Source organism: Nostoc sp. (genome assembly GCF_036917095.1).
In the GTDB taxonomy this organism is placed as follows: Bacteria; Cyanobacteriota; Cyanobacteriia; order Cyanobacteriales; family Nostocaceae; genus Nostoc.
In genome coordinates this window covers 676,335-697,313 of record NZ_JBALFH010000015.1, presented here as the reverse complement: position 1 = coordinate 697,313, position 20,979 = coordinate 676,335, and the positions used below count along the sequence as shown (strand labels likewise).

General features: G+C 43.9%; 13 protein-coding genes and 1 pseudogene. 7 read left to right on the top strand and 7 right to left on the bottom strand.

Features of this window, described 5'->3' with window-relative positions; translation table 11 throughout:
• Nucleotides 1-956, bottom strand: a 956-nt coding sequence (locus V7L01_RS07015) for a serine/threonine protein kinase (RefSeq protein ID WP_335033142.1), incomplete at its 3' end; no start/stop codon positions are given.
• 720 nt (nt 957-1,676) lie between these two features.
• Here V7L01_RS07015 and V7L01_RS07010 point away from each other — a divergent pair.
• Nucleotides 1,677-4,223, top strand: coding sequence for a BsuBI/PstI family type II restriction endonuclease (locus V7L01_RS07010; RefSeq protein WP_335033140.1), 2,547 nt, complete (start codon nt 1,677-1,679; stop codon nt 4,221-4,223).
• Nucleotides 4,224-4,443: 220 nt separating this feature from the next.
• On the opposite strand, the gene V7L01_RS07005 is transcribed toward V7L01_RS07010, so the two are convergent.
• The 3 genes from V7L01_RS07005 to V7L01_RS06995 form a co-directional block, all read right to left on the bottom strand.
• Nucleotides 4,444-6,288 carry a tetratricopeptide repeat protein gene (locus V7L01_RS07005; protein ID WP_335033138.1) on the bottom strand — a complete coding sequence of 615 codons (1,845 nt, stop codon included), beginning with the start codon at nt 6,286-6,288 and terminating at the stop codon, nt 4,444-4,446.
• Nucleotides 6,289-6,417: 129 nt separating this feature from the next.
• Complete coding sequence (locus V7L01_RS07000; RefSeq protein WP_335033136.1) at nt 6,418-9,534, bottom strand: PAS domain S-box protein; 3,117 nt, start codon at nt 9,532-9,534, stop codon at nt 6,418-6,420.
• Between the two features lie 251 nt (nt 9,535-9,785).
• Nucleotides 9,786-11,087 carry an adenylate/guanylate cyclase domain-containing protein gene (locus V7L01_RS06995; RefSeq protein WP_335033134.1) on the bottom strand — a complete coding sequence of 434 codons (1,302 nt, stop codon included), beginning with the start codon at nt 11,085-11,087 and terminating at the stop codon, nt 9,786-9,788.
• Nucleotides 11,088-11,267: 180 nt separating this feature from the next.
• On the opposite strand from V7L01_RS06995, the gene V7L01_RS06990 reads away from it, so the two are divergent.
• Nucleotides 11,268-12,896 carry a DEAD/DEAH box helicase family protein gene (locus V7L01_RS06990; protein WP_335033132.1) on the top strand — a complete coding sequence of 543 codons (1,629 nt, stop codon included), beginning with the start codon at nt 11,268-11,270 and terminating at the stop codon, nt 12,894-12,896.
• Entirely contained in the window at nt 12,799-14,013 is a 1,215-nt protein-coding gene (locus V7L01_RS06985; protein ID WP_322667893.1) for a DUF790 family protein, read from the top strand. Before V7L01_RS06990 ends, V7L01_RS06985 begins: the two co-directional genes overlap by 98 nt.
• Nucleotides 14,014-14,341: 328 nt before the next feature.
• Here V7L01_RS06985 and V7L01_RS06980 read toward each other — a convergent pair whose 3' ends face one another.
• Nucleotides 14,342-17,467, bottom strand: a complete 3,126-nt coding sequence (locus V7L01_RS06980) for an MFS transporter (protein WP_335033130.1) — start codon at nt 17,465-17,467, stop codon at nt 14,342-14,344.
• A 483-nt stretch (nt 17,468-17,950) separates the two neighbouring features.
• On the opposite strand from V7L01_RS06980, the pseudogene V7L01_RS06975 reads away from it, so the two are divergent.
• The 4 genes and pseudogenes from V7L01_RS06975 (at nt 17,951) to V7L01_RS06960 (ending at nt 18,917) form a co-directional block, all read left to right on the top strand.
• Nucleotides 17,951-18,154 (top strand): annotated as a pseudogene (locus V7L01_RS06975) (high light inducible protein).
• A gap of 54 nt (nt 18,155-18,208) precedes the next feature.
• Entirely contained in the window at nt 18,209-18,412 is a 204-nt protein-coding gene (locus tag V7L01_RS06970) for a high light inducible protein (protein ID WP_335033128.1), read from the top strand.
• A 41-nt stretch (nt 18,413-18,453) separates the two neighbouring features.
• Complete coding sequence (locus tag V7L01_RS06965) at nt 18,454-18,666, top strand: high light inducible protein (RefSeq protein ID WP_335033126.1); 213 nt, start codon at nt 18,454-18,456, stop codon at nt 18,664-18,666.
• Between the two features lie 41 nt (nt 18,667-18,707).
• Nucleotides 18,708-18,917 carry a high light inducible protein gene (locus V7L01_RS06960; RefSeq protein WP_335033125.1) on the top strand — a complete coding sequence of 70 codons (210 nt, stop codon included), beginning with the start codon at nt 18,708-18,710 and terminating at the stop codon, nt 18,915-18,917.
• Nucleotides 18,918-19,266: 349 nt separating this feature from the next.
• Here the strand turns inward: V7L01_RS06960 and V7L01_RS06955 are convergent, their stop codons facing one another.
• Both V7L01_RS06955 and V7L01_RS06950 read right to left on the bottom strand, forming a co-directional pair.
• Nucleotides 19,267-19,407 (bottom strand): hypothetical protein, encoded by a 141-nt coding sequence (locus tag V7L01_RS06955; protein ID WP_335033123.1) that lies wholly within the window; start codon nt 19,405-19,407, stop codon nt 19,267-19,269.
• A 442-nt stretch (nt 19,408-19,849) separates the two neighbouring features.
• Nucleotides 19,850-20,782, bottom strand: a complete 933-nt coding sequence (locus tag V7L01_RS06950) for an NmrA family NAD(P)-binding protein (protein ID WP_335033121.1) — start codon at nt 20,780-20,782, stop codon at nt 19,850-19,852.
• Nucleotides 20,783-20,979 lie beyond the last annotated feature (197 nt).

Genomic DNA, 20,979 nt, shown 5'->3' with positions numbered 1-20,979 from the left:
GCCTCCAGTAACGTCTGCACTTCCGATTCCCGTCCGTAGAGTTTTTCTCTGATCAGAAAGCGATCGCTAATATCTCGTTGTCCCAAATCAAACCAGGTGTGCTTACCTGTTTCTTGCCACTGTTCTAAGCAGATAACTAAGTCATGTTTCAGTCCCAGCGCACTTTGATAGCGATCTTCGGCGTTCTTCGCCATCAGTTTGCGGACAATTTCACCCAGCATCAAGGGCAAATCGGGGTTGAAATCGCAGACAATGGGTGGAAGTTTCGCTATGTGGCAATGCACCAACTCCATCGGCTCATCGGATTCAAAGGGCAATTGTCCGCTCAGTAGTTCAAAGAAAGTCACGCCTAATGAATAAAAGTCGCTGCGGTAGTCAATACCCCTGTTCATCCGTCCAGTTTGCTCTGGCGACAGATACACTAGCGTTCCCTCCAGTCCGTTGGGACTTTGGATTTCTTGGGTTTCTCGTGGTAAGAGTGAGGCAATACTGAAGTCAATCAGCTTGATTTGTTTGGTGTCAGGGTGAATCAGGATGTTGGCTGGTTTAATATCTTTGTGAATGACGCGCTGTTGATGTAACTGGTGTAAGGTGTCTAGCAGTTGCAGAGCAATTGGTAGAAATTGCTCTAATGTTAGTGTTTTTCCTTGAGTAAATTGCCGCAAGCAAATGCCACCAAAGTCTTCCATGACTAAGGCATAGCCATTGTCATAGGCTTCCAGGCTGTAGGGTTTGATAATGCCAGGAATATCTAGGTTTTTAGCGATCGCATATTGGTTGCGAAACTGGACTAATTCGCTAAAATTTGGGTATTCTCGTTTTAAGAGCTTGATGACAACTGGTAAGCGATCGCATTCTCGAACTGCCCGATACACTTGGGTACGCGAACCTGAATATAGTTGCTCTAAGATTTGGTAGCCTGCGAGTCTTACAGTTCCATCAACTTTTGCGCTCATAACTTTTTACGAGAAGTACTAAATTTAGAATTCCCAGCGCATCATCTTGTCTAACAAACGCCTCAATCCGGTCTACCTATTTCTTAGACAGAATTTTTCGGTCTAAATATTTTATCGATGACCTCAAAATCAGGGCATTCCCCATACAGATATTTAAGCCATTAACGCGCAAGGAAGTTTCTTGGTTGTTCCTCACTATAACCCTTATCGGGACTTAAACAAAAGAGGAAAGGGGAAAAGAGTATAACGCTTAACTAGCATAGCTTTCAGGTTGAAAAAAGGTCATGAAATAAACCACCTCCGCAGCCATGTCTCCATGCTTTGAAAGATGGTGTCAACGATTCGATCGTATGTTTACTCGTAAGGCTCAAAAAAGAGAATTTAGACATAGTTTCAACATCAACAAGCTTGGTTCCATTCAAGTTTCTGCCTGCCTTGTGCAACCCTTCAAATATTTCAATGCCATCAGTGCCTGAAAACTCCGAGGTTCTACTCCATTCATTTTCGATGCTGCCAAAAACGCAAGTCTTCTATTTGCGCTCCTGTTAATGATTTGAGTGCGCCTGCTGTGGCTAACGTATCCAAATGCTTGCTCTTGTTCCCTTTGCATGAAGGGTAAATTTTACCCCCATTGGTAAATTCTTTCCTAGAAATCAGCTAAAGTTGTAAACTTGATAGCAATTAAGATGACAGACCGCGATCGCCCGATCAATCAGTAAAGTGTTTGTAGCAAATCATAAAAGTAGTTTAGAGTTTACCAGCCTCGCAAAACTATCAATTGGAAACTTGCTTCCAGAAGTGGATCTTTGTCGGGCTGTAGTAAGTTTAAAGCTAAGGCAAGATAAAAAAGGGTCGATGGGTCAGTTTCTCACTCCCGCCTCAGTAGCCCAATTGATGGCTGGGATGTTTAATAGGCTGGATTTACCTGAAATATCCTTGCTTGATGCTGGAGCAGGAATTGGTTCATTACTAGCAGCTTTTGTGGCACAAGTATGCCAGCAGCAACAACACACATCAAGTTTGCGCGTTGTAGCTTATGAAGTTGATCCTTTTCTAATTCGATATTTGCATCAGACTCTAAAGCTATGTGAGAGGGAATGTGAATATGTGGGTATTTCCTTCAATTACGAAATTCGTGAGACTGATTTTATCGAAGATGCAGTCAGGCTGAAAAAGCTTGGTTTATTGAATAGTGCAAACGCAACAGAATTTACCCATGCTATTCTCAACCCGCCTTATTTGAAAATCAATGCTCATTCCAAAGTGCGCGAATTGCTGCGTTCCATCGGTTTGGAAACTAGCAATCTTTATACAGGTTTTATGGCTGCTACAGCGCAACTTCTAAAACCAAATGGGGAATTTGTAGCGATTACCCCGCGTAGTTTTTGTAATGGGCCATATTTCCGTGACTTCCGCAAAATGTTTTTACAGATGATGGCTTTACAGCAAGTACATCTTTTTGAGTCGCGGCAAGAAGCCTTTAGTGATGATGATGTTTTACAGGAAACTATCATTATCCAAGCTACAAAACAAAGGCAATCTAGCAGCGTAATCATCAATAGCAGTTGTGGGGCTAATGATGACTTGATAATGTCACACTCTGTACCATATTTTGACTTGGTGCACCCTAATGATTTAGAGCAGTTCATTCATATTATTCCAGATAAGATTAGCCAGCAAATCGTTCAGCGAATCGCGCTTTTTCCCTGTACCTTAAAAGATTTAGGTCTAACAGTTTCAACTGGACGAGTAGTAGATTTTCGAGCAAAAGATTATCTAAGAGCAAATTCAGAAAGCAATACCGTTCCTTTAATTTATCCGGTGAACTTATCGAATGGATATGTAAACTACCCAAAAATAACTAAAAAGCCTCAAGCGATAGTGCATATAGAAGAAACAGCTAATCTTCTAATACCAAATGAGCATTACGTCATATCCAAAAGATTCTCATCGAAAGAAGAGAAAAGGCGTGTTGTTGCAGTGGTTTATGATGCCAACCAATTTAATTATCGCTATGTCGGCTTTGAAAATCATTTGAATTACTTTCACAAAGATGGGCGTGGACTTAGCCTTACCTTAGCTCGTGGGCTTGCTGTTTATCTCAATTCAACTCTAGTCGATTCTTTTTTTCGGTTGTTTAATGGGCATACTCAGGTAAATGCAACAGATTTACGAAAATTAAAGTACCCTGATTTGTCACAGCTATTGTTGTTAGGAACGGGGATTAAAGAACAGTTTCCTTCTTTGCAGGAAATTGATGAACTTATAGAAAACCAACTACTGAGTATGTCAAATCTGTCAGAGAATAATCCAATTGCAACTAAGTCTCGAATTGATGAAGCACTGCAAATATTGACACAATTGGGCTTTCCACGGGCACAGCTTAACGAACGGTCAGCTTTAACTCTCTTGGCGTTGCTCGACTTAAAACCGACAAACTCTTGGCAATTAGCAACTTCTCCCTTGATGGGAATTACGCCGATGATGGACTTTATGGCTCAACATTATGGCAAAACTTATAAGCCCAACACACGGGAAACAGTTCGCCGCCAGACAGTGCATCAATTTCTGGATGCAGGTTTGATAGTTGCTAATCCAGATGATTTAAGCCGCCCGATCAACAGTCCCAAAACTGTGTATCAGATTGAGGAGAGTGCGCTCGAACTATTAAGAACCTACGGTACTGGCGAATGGGAAAAGAGCATTTGCACTTACCTTGCTTCAGTTGAAACTCTGAAAAAGCAATATGCTCAAGAGCGCGAAATGTCCCGTATTCCGATACTAATTAACGGAGAAATTAAAACTTTATCACCAGGTGGTCAGAATATTCTGATTGACAAAATTATTAATGACTTTGCCCCTCGTTTTACTCCTAGTGGAAAGCCGATCTATGTTGGCGATACAGATGAAAAGTTCGCCCACTTTGATGCAGCAGCATTGGTAGATTTGGGCGTTAACATCGATTCCCACGGCAAAATGCCAGATGTAATCATTCACTTCACAACAAATAACTGGTTGGTGCTGATTGAAGCTGTAACCTCACATGGCCCAATTAATCCTAAACGGAAGAAGGAACTTGAAGTGTTATTCAAAGGTGTCCAAATACCTCTGGTGATGGTAACAACATTTATCAGTCGTAAGGCAATGGTGGCATATTTGGCAGAGATTGCTTGGGAAACAGATGTTTGGGTTGCTGAAGATTCAACTCATTTGATTCATTTCAATGGTGAATATCTATTGCAGGCTTACCAAAGAGAAAAGAAATGAAAACTGCTGTAAGTAGAAAAGAGATGTAGCACTGCTACGTCTCTACAAGGGTTTTGGATAACATGTATTTAATTTCTGGAGATGTCTATTCAACTCTATAGTTAATCAATGGGGTCAAACTTGCCGCAAGGTTTTAAAGGAGTTTGCGCGATCGCAGTTCATGCTTGTTGCCCCAAAGGTTCATATTCAGTTTGATTTCACTATCTTACGCATTACTCATTTACATATCTCCCTTATATTCTTCTAACAATTTTGGAATGTGATCGTACCCATCTACACCGATAACTGCAATGATTTTCGGGCGATGTTGCTGTAAGAACTTTTGGAAAGCTTCTACCCCTATTTGTCCTTGTAAAATTGTCAGTAACCCTGCCGGTTGACGCCACTCACTAGAAGCTATTTGCTCTAAAAGATACATTCCCAAGCAGCCTGTGTAAACAGTTTTTTCTGAATTTTGTAAATGATAATAAGCTTCTGCCAAATAAGCTAAGTTACGCCCTTGGAGATACAGATCGCCAGAAACTTGCGCTGTTTTAAAGCCATCTTCGAGATATTTAATTGCCGTTTGGTGTTCTCCAATTACTAAATAGGCAATCCCTAAGCTGCTGACACATAAGGCTTTACTTTGAAGATCGCCTAATTTCTCTGATAATTTTAAACCTTGTTCTAAATAATTAATTGCGGCTTCATAGGTTTCTGGTTCTAGATTCTCCAGTTGTTGAGCTTGCATGACTTCGCTGTAACCTAAATTTACCAGCGCGTTGGCTTCCCCTGTGCGATCGCCTGCTTGCCGACTCAGTATTAATGCCCGTTGACTATAGTTAATTGCCTCAGCATAATTTTGCTGTTGCACGTAGGTGCGGCTGAGGTGGTTGAGATTGGCAATTTCACAAGCGCGATCGCCTGCATTTCTGGCTATCTCTAACGCCTGCTGATGAAAGTCAATAGAGCGCTGGTATTGTCCTAAAGCACGCTGCGAATAGCCTAAAAGGGTCAAAATCCGCGCCTTTTCTTGGGTTCCCTCGCCTCGTCGTAGCGGTTCATCCAAATAATCGAGGGCATCTCGTAAATAAGTGCCAGTAAAAGAGGCAAAAATCCCGCCGTAAAAAGGAAAATACGGACGCTGGGCAAAGGTTCGCAAAATCTGGAGCATAATTTGAGAACAGGCATCGCTGTATACTGTGCCAATGCTCCTAAAACCACTTGCTAACTGACTCCAAATCACTGCAAAGGTCAAAAAGGTGGAAATGGACAACTTTGGCCCAGCTTTAACATCGTAAGCTTGTTGGTCAAACCAGTTAATTAGTCCCCGTTGCAAGAACTGTAAAATCAATGCCATTTCCACCCAATCTCTCAGGGTAATTCCCCGTTGTCGCTCGGCAAACTCTATTGCCGATTCTTCCCTAGCCAAGGTGCGTAGCAGTTCTTTGGGTAACTCACTATTGAGTTGTTTCGCCCAACTTGCCCAAGGGCCGCGTTCTCCCGGTACGCCGCCAAATCCTAAAGATTCTTTTTGCTCGTACATCCAACTGAGTAAGTTGTCTTGCAATCGCTGCCAAGAAGCTAAACCACGGGTAATCCCTTCAGAAAATTGTTCTAAATCAGCATCTGCCTGAGCAAATTGCTGTAATGCTTTTGATAATTGCTGTAGCTGTTGCAAATTTAGCGGATACTTCTGATTGGGGTCAGTAACTCGGATAAATGTCGCTAGACGCTCTTCAGCGGGGGCTGTGGTAATTTCTGTAACTGCGGAGGCGATCGCTTCTGTGGCTTTATTTTGCTCTTGCCAGCGTTGCCATTGACTTTGAATAGTCTTAATGGCTCTCAAACTCCGAGTAGCCTTGGCTTTTTTAAGTTCGTCTTTTTCACTATCGACTTGGCTTTGCAGGGCATTCAGGCGATCGCTCAAAGCTAGCTCAAAGACTTCCCCTGTACCGGAAGTGATTCCTTTAAGCAGCATTTGATACACCATATCAACAGAGCTAATTTTGCCCTTGAGGGTGGTTTCGACAATTTCATCGATTAAGGCAAGATAGCGATCGCGCAATGGCAGAGAATCTGACACTTTAGCTACTAGGAAACGTCACGTCAATTCTAATTCTAGTCTTAGCAGCAACTTATATGCTCGCAATAGCAGCGAGTGGTAGTGCACCGATTGAGTAATTAAAGCAATATATCTTCACAGAACGCTAGTTCAAGTACGTCCGGTAAGGTTGGCAACTACAGCTGCTAACTCGCCCGGATTAACTGGCTTGGGGACATGGAGTTGAAAGCCTGCCAACAGCGCTTGCGTGCGATCTTCTGCCCTGGCATAGGCTGTCAGCGCCACTGCTGGAATCCGCCCTCCTCGATCTGTTGGCAGCGCTCTAACTTTCCGAATTAGTGCGTAGCCGTCTTCTTGTGGCATCCCAATATCGCTCACTAGTATATGGGGTTTAAATTCTTGCAGGGCAAGCAGTGCCTCACAAGCAGATGCAGCTGCCATGACTTGGGCACCATACTGTCCCAGAATTGTGGTAAGCAAATGACGCGCGTCTGCCTCATCATCAACGATTAGCACCCGCAAGCCATCTAGATCCGGCTGGTAATTGTTACCCTCTTGGGCATCTACAACAGATGAAAGCTGCTCTGTTGTAGCAGCTTCTACATAAACGGCTTTCATTGGCAGATTGACAATGAATGTCGTCCCCTGTCCAAGTCCTGGACTTTCAACAGAGACTGTGCCACCGTGTAATTCTACCAAGTGGCGGACGATCGCTAACCCTAATCCTAGTCCACCATGCGATCGCGTGATCGAACTGTCTTCTTGACGGAAGCGTTCAAATACATGGGAGAGGAATTCGGCAGCAATTCCTACTCCTGTATCGCTCACCCGAATTTGTACATGGGATTCAATGCGCTCCAATTGCACATCAACTCTTCCCCCCTTGGGTGTGAACTTAACAGCGTTAGAGAGCAAATTCCACACAACCTGTTGCAAGCGGTTGGCATCACCTACAACTACCCCTACTTCCGGGTCGAATTGACAGTTGATGCTAATGTCTTTGGCCTGGGCTGCTGGGTACACAGTATCGATTGCTGCCTCTACAAGCGGTGCAAGTTTTACCCGATGAATATTTAGATGAAGTGTGCCTCTAATAATCCGCGAGACATCTAAGACATCTTCGATTAGTTGAGCTAGGGATCTGGTGTTACGCTCGATTGTCTCTAGTGCTCGGCCAGTAGTAGTTTCATCAAACTTACGATTCCTAAGTAGCTGTGTCCAGCCCAATATGGCGTTTAGGGGCGTGCGGAGTTCGTGGGAGAGTGTGGCGAGAAACTCATCTTTCATCCGGTTTGCAGCTTCGGCTTCGGCGCGTGCAGCTTGTTCGCGTTCAAGCAATTGTTCGCGTTCTTGCTCTGCTTGCTTGCGCTCGGTAATATCAATCATGAATCCATGTAATAGTTGCGGCCCATTTTCATCCCGCACCACATTAACAATGTCATATAACCATACGACTCTGCCATCAGCAGCTAGCATTCTGTATTCAAATTCGTAATTATTCAGTGATAAAGAAGATTCTTGGCAATACTGGATAGCCCACTCCCGATCTTCTGGATGCATGTGTTCTGCCCAGAAATTATCGGCGTACCAGTCTGATAATGGATAGCCAAGAATCTCAACGGTTTGCGGCCCTACATAGGTAAAATTTCCGGTATTAGCATTTACTTCCCAAGGAATCACGCGGGCTTTTTCAGTGAGTGTCCTTAACCGTTTCTCGCTTTGTTTGAGAGCTGCTTCTGCTAATTTGTAAAGTGTAATATCTGTGATTAAGGCAACAAATCCTTGAACTTTTCCCTGCTGACTGAACTGGGGAACGTAAGTGATATTCAGGTAATGGTTTGTGCCTTCTTTATGGGGTACTTGGGTTTCGTAAGTTACTTGTTCTCCTGAAAGTACCGCTTCTATATAAGGAATAATTGACTGATAAACAGATTCTCCGACAATTTCTCTAACGTGTTTACCATAAATTTCTGAAGTAGGAATTCCATACCAGTCTTCATATCCTTTGTTATTAAAGCGATAACGCTGTTCGCCATCAACATAGGAAATCTGGACGGGCACAGCATTTGTAATCAGGCGGAGTTGATCTTCTCGTTGACGCAGTGCTGCTTCTACTTGCTTGCGTTCTGTGATGTCGCGTTGAGTTCCCCACGCTCTAACTAAAAGGCCATTTTCGACAATTCCTACTAGATTATTCAAAAAATATTTGGAATTACCTTGCTTATCTATTTCATGGGATTCTGCATCGATTAATCGGTAGTTAGAACGGATAAAATTACGCAGGTATGTAATATTATGTGGATCGGAGGGAACGAGAAAGTCTCCTAGTCTAGCGCTGATAATTTCTTCGGCACGAGAAAAGCCATACATCTGCGCCATAGCATTGTTGCATTCCGCCAGATAAACATATTGGTAAAAATGTTGAATTTGCTCATCTTCTGGACAATCTGGGGAAATTGGTACTTCCAGTTCGATGCACCAAATACCTTCAGAACTGTGCTCTAAAAAAGCGCGGTAGCGTTCTTCGCTTTGGGAAAGGGCAAGCTCTACTTGTTTGCGTTCGCTTAAATCAAGTACAAAACAGATAACATCCTCTGGATTATTTTCTAACAAGGCGCAACCCAATAGGATGGGAACGCGGCTGGCATCTTTGCGGATGTATTCGTTCTTAAAAGGCTGACACACGCCTTTGGTTGTCAGTTCTGCGATCGCACTGTTGTTAGCTTCAATATATTCTGGTGGTATCATGTCGCGCCATCGAAGCCCTGCGAGCAAATCCTCCTGCGAATAACCTACCATTCCTAAAAAAGCATCATTAGCTTCTGCGATCGCCCCGTCCATATTGGCTACAATTACTCCAATAATGTTGGAATCTACCAACCTTTTAAACCTTGCATCGCTCACCTCTAGCTTCTGCAAACTCATTTGAAGATGTTGTTTGGCAGTACGTAACTCTGAGTTCAGCAAGCTTATCAGTATTGTCACCAGCACAAACAAGCCTAACCGCGCTATGCTGTCTAGACTAGCAACCAAGATTGAAAACACTGGCTCTAAAAAAAAGTAGTTGACGGCTAAAGCAGACAACGCAGTCGCCAACAACCCTGCTTCCATGCCGCCATACCAGGCACTAACTGCCACGGCAGCAAAAAACAGCAGGAAAATAGTTGGTTCCAGTAGTGGCTGTAGCAGTTGTGTTAGTAGCAATGCGCTACCAACAGCCAATAATGTCACAGCATAGGGCGTTAGAAGGGAACGTGTTCCTTTCAATGTGGCTTCTCCTTTGATGCAGCTAGCTAAAGGATTATTCCCAAAATCAGCTAGACATTGCGTTGGCGTAGCCCGTCGTAGACATCGCTTAACATTTATTATGCATCGGAAAAATACAGTTATAAGCAGTTACTTGCTGTGAATCTATCTAAAGTAGTAAAACTCAGTTTTAGCAAAGGTTCAATAGCTGATATCTTCACTCAAAGTATATACTTTTTATTTTTTTCTATCCGTCAAAAAGCATAGCTCTGTTAAATTTTTAAATTAATTTCTTTTAGGATATAAGTCATCATTTCTCCTTTGCCCTTAACTTCAATCAAACCTCGTTTCTCCAATAAGTATTTATCCTTTAAAAGCTGATAAGTTGCTTCACAAACCTGAATACTACCTGCGATACCATGTGATTCCATTCTACTAGCTGTATTGACTGTATCTCCCCAAAGGTCGTAGGCAAACTTTTTTAGCCCAATCACTCCCGCCACTACTGGCCCTGTACTAATACCAATACGGATGCGAAATAATTGATTGTTTTGTGCATTGAAGATAGCTATAGCATTTTGCATATCCAACGCCATATTAGCGATTGCTGGAGCATGGTCATTAGACTGATTTGGCAATCCGGCAACAGCCATATATGCATCGCCAATGGTTTTGATTTTCTCTACCCCGTGAAGTTCTGCTAATTGGTCGAACAAACAAAATATTGTATTTAATAACTCGACTAATTCCGCAGGAGATGTACGAGTTGAAAGCTCTGTAAAACCGACAATATCGGCAAACAGTACCGTAACTTCCAGAAAGCTATCGGCAATAGTTGTCGGCTGTTGTTTTAATTGTTCTGCAATCATCGCTGGCAGGATATTTAGTAGCAGCCGTTCGGATTTCTGCTGCGCTAATTCCATTGCCTTACGGGCGTAAAATTCTTTTTTTCGCAAACGTTCGTATAAATATACAGAGAATACACAAATTATGCAAGTCCAAAAGAAGTATAATCCCTGTTCAACATAAAAAGCTGATGAGTTTTTCAAGATGGGATTATATAAGAGATATAAGCTTAAATAGCAGATTATTGTTCCAACTTGAGAGATTAAATGCATCCACCATTGCACTGGGATGATTGTAGCCTGAGTGAGAAACATCAGAGTCCAAATATTACTTCTCGGTTCCAGATTATTGAACAGCAAAGCTACATCAATTTGGACAGCACAAGTTACAGACCAGCATAAACTCAAAAAAATTAAGTCAGGATGACGGCGACCGATGGGAGTTTTACATAAAGCCCAGCAAAGAAGAATGAATAATTCTACTACCGCCCCAATTTTAAAGGCGTATATCTTGGCTTCTAGATGTGAATTTGCCCAAAGAAAAAAAGCAATTAAAGTCAAGCCAGCTAATAATATAATCTGCGCTTGTAATTGTAGCCGTTTCAACAGAAAGCTCTGTCGCTGTTCTTTGTAAGATTCGGCAAAGTTATTGTTGGTTTGCCGATGGGACATTCCGTGACTAATGAGCGCATCTAGTTGGGTTTTGTCGGAATTAGTTGGATGAATCATGCACTTTTTGCGTTATTAGTAATCAATGGACTAACGCATGGGGCATGGCGAATGGAAATAATTACCAATGGCCGATGACGGCAGTTGCTCGACTTGGGGAGACCCCATCGCCCTTGGCGTCTCCCCTTGGGAGAAGACCGCACTGCTTCCCCAATGCTCAATACCCAATGCTCAATACTCATGGCTCGTACTCCTACATTAAATTTTGATCGTGGCACATTAATTTTGCATCCACCACCACGCGGCAAAGGTTGGATGGATTATGCTACGTGGGATGATAGAGTTGAAAAATTCCGCATTCCAGCAATTAGATACCGATCGCTAGTGGAAGCACTACAAGCGGAAGATGTTTATTTTATCGATGAGGCAAAGCAATTTTATCCTATAGATTTGGTTCCCAGTCTGGAAATGGAACCCTATTCCCACCAGACTGAGGCGCTAGCGGCTTGGAAACTGGCGGGTAGACAAGGGGTTGTTGTGCTTCCCACGGCGGCGGGAAAGACTTATTTGGCGCAAATGGCGATGCAGTCAACACCACGCACGACGCTGATTGTAGTCCCAACTTTGGATTTAATGCATCAGTGGTATGCACACTTGGTCGCGGCTTTCCCGGATGCTGAGGTGGGATTGCTGGGAGGTGGTTCGCGAGATAGAACAGCTATTCTCGTTGCAACTTACGACAGTGCCGCAATTCACGCCGAAACGTTGGGAAATCAATATGCGTTGATTGTTTTTGATGAATGTCATCATTTACCGACAGATTTTAATCGGGTGATTGCTGAATATGCGATCGCACCTTATCGCCTCGGACTCTCCGCTACGCCAGAACGCACTGATGGTAAACACGCTGAGTTAAATATTCTTATTGGCCAAGAAGTATATCGCAAACGCGCTGAAGATTTGGCGGGGAAGGCGTTAGCAGAACATGAAATTGTCCAAATTAAAGTAAAGTTATCGCAACTTGAACGGGAAAGATACAATCAACTAATTCAAACCCGCAATGACTTTTTGAAACAATCTCGGATTTCTTTGGGGAGTCTTCAAGGTTGGCAAATGTTCGTGCAAATGAGTGCGCGATCGCAATCTGGACGTAGGGCGATGTTAGCGCACCGGGAAGCCAAAGATATCGCTTTGGGTACTGATGGGAAGTTGCGAATTTTAATTGATTTATTGGCAGAACATTATCCAGCAAGAATTTTGATTTTTACTGCTGATAATGCGACGGTTTACCGGATTTCTCAAGAGTTGCTAATTCCGGCAATTACTCATCAAACTCCTGTGAAGGAACGCCATGAGATATTAACAAAGTTTCGAGAGGGTAAATATAATACTTTGGTTGCTTCTCATGTGTTGAATGAAGGGGTTGATGTGCCGGCGGCTTCTGTGGCGATTATTTTATCTGGTACTGGTTCGGCTAGGGAGTATACTCAGCGCTTGGGGAGGATTTTACGGAAGGGGAATATTGAGAATAAGCAAGCGATTTTGTATGAGGTGGTGGCGGAGGATACGAGTGAGGAGGGGACTTCGGCTAGGCGGAGAGGGGAGAGGAATAACGAACCGCAAAGGCGCGAAGAACGCGAAGGGAAGAAAGATAAGGAAGGGAAGTTACAGGTTGTTTATGGGAGTGGGAAGGAAAGGAGTTTAAAGGCTGCGGAACAGTTAGAAATTAATTATTCAACCGGAAGTTCAAAATCTAAAATCCAGAATTCAGATGTTACCGACAGACTTACTGATGCATCGCCAAAACGGGGAGGAGATCATTCCGAAGAGACTGAAGATCGATCAAAAGACTTCGGAGTTGGCGATTGAGTTAATTAATTATTTTCAATCAGCAGTGGGAAAGACTCAAGGTGTGCTTGAGCGACAACTGACTGATTTTGAAGGAGATTCTACAGATTATCGGGTGAAGCGGGGATTAGCTTATATTCTCAAAAGCAGTTTTTGCACTTTTGAGGTGGTTAGTCCTCTGGAACCACAAATGTTAAGAGAACGGGTGTTTTCGTTGGCTGCAAAATCGGTTTCTAGTCGGGAATCTACACAAGTTACTTTGAGTAAAATTGCTGATGAGTTAACTCAAGAACTTGAACGGGAAGTTTTATTGGAACAGGTTCGGAATGGACTATATGCTGATTTATCTGAAAATAAAATTTTGACGGTTTTTGATGCACCAACAGCACCAGATTTGTTAAATCGATATAATTTATCTCAGGTGCAGGGTGTGTTTTATAAGGCCAGTCAATTGGTATTAAATGCTCATCGGAATGTTCCGGGAGAATATAAGCTGTTATTTCGCTATTTAAAGTTGTTTCAATTGATGGCTTATATTGAGGGTGATGCTGACCACGGGTTTACAATTACGATAGATGGGCCGACGAGTTTGTTTAATCCTAGTACGCGATATGGGTTAGCGATCGCTAAACTGATTCCGGCTTTACTTCACGTTACTAAATGGAGTCTTTCTTCGATTCTGCAAACCCGCGACGCTTATACAAATACCTGGAAAACTGGACGTTTTACTCTCAATTCCGAATGTGGTTTGGTATCCCATTATCCACCAGGTAAGCCCTACGATAGTATGCTAGAAGCATCTTTTGCTGATAAGTGGGATGCATTGAAAAGTGGTTGGGCGTTAGAACGAGAAGTTGATTTGATACCAATCCCCGGTAGTGTGATGATTCCTGATTTTCGCTTGGTTCATGCTGATGGACGCACTTTCTTATTAGAAATTGTTGGTTATTGGCGGCCAGAATATTTACAAAAGAAGTTTTCTCAGGTGCGACGGGCTGGACGCGATGACTTGATTTTAGCAATTTCCGAGCGGCTTAATTTAGAAAAGGCGGGAGTAAAATTAAATGATGTCCCCGCCAGAATTGTTTGGTTTAAAGATAAGTTATTGCCAAAAGCTGTGTTAGCTGTAATGGATTGATTAAGGTACTTCCAGTTAAAAAAATATCCCGTCGTAGGGGCGCAAGGCCTTGCGCCCCTACAAATCTATAAATAATTTGGGATAATTTATTTTTTGCAAGTCCCTAAGGAGAAATGAAATGAAAAGTATAGAAACAATTGCCACTATTTTACAGCTATTTTCAGGTAAATAGACCACGCGGTAGGGGCGCAAGGCCTTGCGCCCCTACGACAGGTGTGGTTCAAATACATGAAAACTGCTGTAAGAACCGCTTTCGGGTTGACATCCCAGATATAAAAAAGCCTCCCATAGTAGGAGGCTTAAAAGTTAGCGGAGAAAACTTGTTAAACTACTGCGTAACTACAGCGATTACTCCTCCTAATGCAGAGAAAACCGCGGATACGGATGCTGTCGCAAAGAGCCACCAAGCTGCTGTAGCTGCCGCTTTGCGGGTTTCTTCTGCTTGCCGCTGTGCTTGATGCTTCACCTGTTCTAGGCGGCGTTGGGCTTCATGCTGTATGCGTTCTGCACGTTGCAATACTGTGTTGCGGGCCCGTTCAATTTGGTCGATGATCCGGTTGGCATCTTCCTCAGAGATGTCCTCACGAGAACTCATAATTGCCACTAGGGTATCACGATCGAAAGAAGAGAGGCGATCGCGCAGGGCATCAAACCCCGCTTGAGGATCGTCAAAAAATGTCCGAACATCGCGCTTGATATTATCATAGTTAAGTTCCGGGCGATCCAAGGAGTTAAGATAGTTACGAATGCGGGCGAAAACCCCGTCAATTGCATCTTGAATGCCTCGTTGGATATTCCGCACTTGTTCTACAAATTGATCCCTTACAGACACAATGTTATCGGCAATCCGCGCCGCTTCTTCATCGGACATATCTTCCCGAATTTTCAGCAGGGCGATGATCGTAGAACGGTCAAAATGGGAAAGGCGATCGCTAAAAGTTTCTACCCCAACTCGCGGATCGTGCAACAATAATTGCAAGTCGCGTTTGATACCTTCAGGATTAAGTTCTTCCTTACCAGTTTGGCGCAGATACTCTTCCAGATAGGCTTTAAATGTTTCCACTCTTTGCTGTGTCCGGGTAGCTAGACGACGAGGCGCACGGACAAAGTTGCGAATCGAAGTTTGGGTGGAATCAATGATTTCATTGACTTGCTCTTCACTCAAGTCTTTACGTTGACTGAGTAATTTCACCAGTGTATCCCGGTCTACCTGCGACAACCGACGGCGCAGTGCTACGGCTCCCTCTTGGGGATTTTCAAACAATCTGGTCAAATCTCGCTGGATACCTTCTGGGTTCAATTCTTGTTTACCAGTATTCCGCAGATAATCTGCGATCGTGCTAGTAACAGAGTCATATTGCTCTTTAGCTTTATCCACTACAGCTTGGGGTGTGTGGCGAATACTATGCCACGACTCCTCAGCAGTATTGATGATTTGATTGACTTGATCTTCACTCAAATCTTCCCGTTGGCTTAACAATTGCACCAAAGTATCGCGGTCAAAGCGAGACAAGCGTGCCCGAATTGAGCTAATTCCAGCTTGGGGATCTTCCAGTAGCTTTTTGAACTCTGCGCGGATGGCATTAGGATTCAGTTCTGATTTTCCTGTGTTACGCAGATATGATTCTACATTCAACCACAGGGTTTCTGCTTGATATTGTGCCTGTTCTGCTAGTCCTTTGGATTCTACCAAGACGCGATCGCGTTGTTTTTCCAACTCCTCAAGAATGCTATCTACTTCATATAGCTGGACATCATTACGTTGCAGCAATATCGCCCGCATTTCCTGACGATCGAGGTGGGCTAGTCGCAATGTCAGGGTTTCATAATCTGCATCTGGGTCTTGCACCAGTGGCTTGAAATTCTGCTCAATGCCTTCTGCTGTCAAATCTGCTTTCGGTGTAACTAGCAGATAACTTTCCACTGCCCGTTGCAAGTCTTGGACTATCTCTCTTTCTTCAATACCTGTAACTATCACTAGCACTTCTTTGCGGACAGTTTCTAGCTGATTTGCAATGCGCTGAATTTGGGATTGGGTAAGCAATCCCCGCTGTTGCAGGATGTTGACGAAATCGTTGCGGGATAGTCTTTCTAGTTCCCTGCGGACTATTCCTGAATCGGCTGCTGGATCGTAGAGGACATCACGAAATTCTTGGGCAATTTTTTCCGGACTTAGTTGCCAAGCATAGGTGTTGAACAGATAGTTTTCGACATCAGCCCGAATTGGGCTATAGGGTTGTGGTGGTGTTGGCAAACCTAGCTTATCTGCTTGTTGAGTGACTTTATTTTTGGCTGTGGTGAGGCTACCCAAGATTTTTTCCACATCCAAATCAGGCAAATCTGCCCGTCCCAGCACAGTGGCGGTTAAGGCAGATAGTCCTTGCTGGATTGTACTTTGCATTGGGCCAGGAGCTGCCTTTTGGTTTTGGTCACCTTCTTTGGAACCACCCCTTTCTGCTAATAACCGATCCAGTTTGGCGTTGAGTTCATCTGTTTTATTTTGTCCTGCTGGAAGTGATTTCAGATAATCCATTAACTCACCCAACCGGTCTTCGGTGGGTGGTTGCTGACCTACCACTTGCTGCCAAACTTTATACAACGTATCAGCAATGCGGGTAACGTCTTTTTTGGAAAGGTCGGTGCGACTGCTGACTAACTCGATAAACTTCTGGCGGTCGATGTTGCGAATATCTGGAGTCCCCGCGATCGCTTTTAGTTGCGGATCGTTGAGTAAATTTTCAAAATCACTCCGAATCTTTGACACATCTAGTTCTGGAGGACGCAGCTTGTCTAAGTAATCCTCTATGTTCTCCCGGATACTCACAGGGTCGATGGCGCTCCCTAGTTCCCGGCGGACGGCGGCGGCGGCGGCTTCAGCTGTCGCTACAACTTGGCTATTTACAGCTTTTGCGCCCAGTGCGGCCGTAGCTGTCCCCATAATCGCCTGAAAACCGGAAGTTGCCGTATTGACGACTGAACCAATTAAGGAACCTACGGTGGTGGAACTTACCCAGACGAGGAGCAAAAAGTAAGCGCCCCAAATCACCAAACCGAGAATCGCTCCCAATGCTGGGTCTAAGATTACCAGGCTCAATTTAACCGCCAGAAAACAAGCAATTAATAAGGCGATCGTCACCGTGACTAATGTCCAAATCCCCACTGCGGTGCCAATTTTGCGAATGCTGCCGCCCAAACTTCCCACTTCCCCACTATCTGAATCCGAGTCAGATGAGTGCCCCAGGTAGGAAATACCGGCTGCAAGGGAGAGATTAGTTAAAACTAATTGGAAAGCAAAGGCCAGGATCACGCCGGAGATTAAAGCCACAAAAAAGCGCGGCCCGGAAGTGAGAACCGATGCCTGTGCTGGCGTGACGTTTGAGGATTCTACTGGAATCTGTGCCAACCACAATAGTGGTTTGTAGAGTCCCAGCATGATTTCCGTACTTTGGAACATTGTATTTCCTTCTTCTAAGGTTTAAATTTGGGGAATTAAGATTTTCTTGAGAAGCAACTCTTAGTATTTATGTTTGTACCTATGGCATTACCTAACTCTTTAGCTCAGAATCCTGGAATTTAGCTATTTAAAGCATCTCTCTAAAGATTGAAAAGTGTATCCAGCGGAAGATATAACTTTTCTTATCACTCGGTGAGAATATGAATCAAATTGCCACCCACGATCTAATTATGTATAGCTAATTTTAAATTTTAAACGGCTTATTTTTAGCGATTGATTCTGTTTAAATTATAGTTTGTTGGCAAACCTTTACATTTATTTACATATTTGTTTTTGGTCACCCTCTCAAGGTGGATTTGTCTAAAACAATACGTTTCTGATAATCCTCCAGAAGAAGTGCCTGTGGTTTGTACCCACAGACAGAAATAAGTCTAGTTATAAACAGCTACATTAAAGTTAACAAATGAGCTAAGGACAAAAAAAATGGCAACTCGTTCTTCCAAAGATTTGCCATTATTTGCAACAGAATTAAATGGCGAAGATCGCAATTAAATTCTGTTTAACTGTACAGATAAAGCCAAAATTGGGAACGGTCTTTTTGCAATACTTGGCTTCCTTGCTTATTTACTTTGGGATTTAGTTGGCTATAGCGTTATGCGTGACTTACTAGACCTAATTGGCTACTAAAAAGCTCAAAGATCAAACAATTTGAAAAAATACTAGGTTTGGAAGGAAAAAACAATGAAAACTCGTTCATCTACTGATTTAGCACCTGTTGCACCAGAATATAACGGTGTAGATCGCAATGCATTTCTGTTTGGTTGGACACCTCAAGCCGAAATTTGGAATGGTCGGTTAGCGGCTATCGGCTTTCTAGCCTATTTACTTTGGGATTTAGCTGGTTATAGCGTTCTGCGTGACGTTTTACATCTGATTGGCTACTAGAAATTAAACACCTAAAAACTTACTAGATTTTGGAGAAAAAAATGGCAACTCAAGAAACTCGTCCTTCTACTGATTTACCACCTGTTGCACCAGAATACAACGGTATAGATCGCAATGCATTTCTGTTTGGTTGGACACCTCAAGCCGAAATTTGGAATGGTCGCTTGGCAGCTATCGGCTTTCTAGCCTATTTACTTTGGGATTTAGCTGGTTATAGCGTTCTGCGTGACGTTTTACATCTGATTAGCTACTAGAAATTAAACACCTGAAAAGCTACTAGATATTGGAGAAAAAAATGGCAACTCAAGAAACTCGCCCTTCTACTGATTTACCACCTGTTGCACCAGAATACAACGGCATAGATCGCAATGAATTTCTGTTTGGCTGGACACCTCAAGCCGAAATTTGGAATGGTCGCTTGGCAGCTATCGGCTTCCTAGCCTATTTACTTTGGGATTTAGCTGGTTATAGCGTTCTGCGTGACGTGCTACACATCATTAGCTAATAGCTAAGAAGTTAGGAGGAGCCACTGCCTTGCGGGGGTTCCTCCTTTGTAGTCAGTGGCGTTAATCGGTTTGAAAGAAACTATTAATTAAAAACTCAAATTTGATAATTCTTAACTTCTCGCTCATCTCGGTTTTAGTAGGCAAAACCAAAATCGAGAACTTTATCCTGGATATGGTACCTTCAGTTAACAATTTTTTATTCTCTCTGTTCCCTCTGCGTCTCTGTGGGTAATAGATTACAGGGAGAACACAAAAAATAAAACCGCAAAACGCTTCAAAATCAAAAAGTTAGAGATGAAAAGAAGGCTGATTAAATTCGGAAAATAAATCTGTATAACTTCGTGTGTATTAAGCAGGATTTTTGACAGCAACAACCGCAACCGGGACATGAGGAAGTAAAGAAGGAGTTGGTTGATTCTGGCGTTTGGCACTAACGGCTTGAGTCATAAATTCCAAGACATTTCGACGTTGAGACTTCAGTGTTGTCACAAGGTTAACATTCGGGCGACAAAATTACTGCCCCCAAGGGGAGTGAGAACCAAAACTGTTACGTCGCCAGATGACAGCAGGTCGTATATCCCTCTTCTGTCACTTTCCGAGTATTCTTAATAAAAGGATTAATATCATGTCCGCTTGATTACTTATTAAACCCGAAGAACCCCACCCCGCCAAAGCGTAGCTTTGTCTCCCTGCCCCTAATCCCCAGAGGGGGCCCCGAGTTCCCCGCTCTTCGGGAGGGGTTGGGGGTGGGGTGCAATGACTGTGGGAATCATAACTATTTATCCGGACATGATATAAAAGAAAAAACTCTGGAAAATAAGCAGGGCAATGGATGTAGAATTACAAATCCTGAAATATTTGGCACGAGATGCCCACACTCTCCGACTCAATATTGCTCCCCTTGTAGATACCCTTCACCCGATTAGTCTCTTTAGATTGGAAGGGCATGAACCGGGGTCGAGGTAATGGCGTAGAGACCATCCTTAGTGAAGGCTTCCTTGTTGGCGTTCACGTAGTCCTCAACGGTCATCGGGGTTCTGTTGCCGATGACCTCGACGAAGTTGTTGGTTCCGGCGAAGATCCCGTTTTGGTAGTCGACTGCGACATTGCTGAGGTGCTGGACGAGGTGAGATGGGAATCCCTTTGCATTCAGCCCTTGTGCGAACGTGGCAACATCGAGAGGTTCATACCGCACGGGGATGCCGAGTGTCTGTGAGATCGCCGACGCGATCGCATAATAGTCCATCTCGACCGGGCCATGGAGCGGGTATATCTGGCGATCGTGCGGTTCCGGGTTTTCCAGAATGGCGGCGATGACGTAGGACTGGTCTTTTCCAGCGATCGGTGCGTGGCGACCCTTTCCGAGAGGAAGTCGCAGAACACCCTCGTCACCACGGTAATTCCAGTACCATGTCAACCATTCGGCGAAGAACGTCGGTCGCAGGTGTGTCGTCTGCATAGCGGTTCGATCCAGCAGGCGTTCGCCAAGCCAGTGCTGGCGTGCGGCGTCGCTGTTCGCCTCGCGGCGTGCAGATATCTGGGACATATTCACCACTGCCTTGACACCGGCTTCGCTGGCTGCTTGGGCAAAGATGACGGTGGCGTCGAGCAGTCCGGGAGCGATCGGGTAGCAGAAATACGCTCCCGTCACCCCTCGCATTGCAGAGCTGACCGCGTGGAAGTCGAGAAGATCCCCGACAACGATCTCAGCCCCTGCTACGGACAGACTCTCGGAACGCGCATCGCTACGGTGGACGAAGGCACGGACACGGTGCCCCCGTTGAAGCAGCAGACGCACCGTCGTATCACCCGTGTTTCCGGTCGCTCCTGTGATTAGAAACAGCTTATCATTCTGCGTATTCATGAAAAAACCTCCTTGACGGCAGTTTGAAAAATAGAGTTGACGGGGATTTCTAAGGGTTGAAATCTCTTGAGCTTGTTCATGTGTTACCTCTTGAGAGTGCTTGTGAAAAAGCCTCGCTGCATAACGGTAAAACCAACCTCACTCAATCACAGATGCAGATGTATGTTGAATGAGGTACTCGGTCGAGTGGAAGTCCG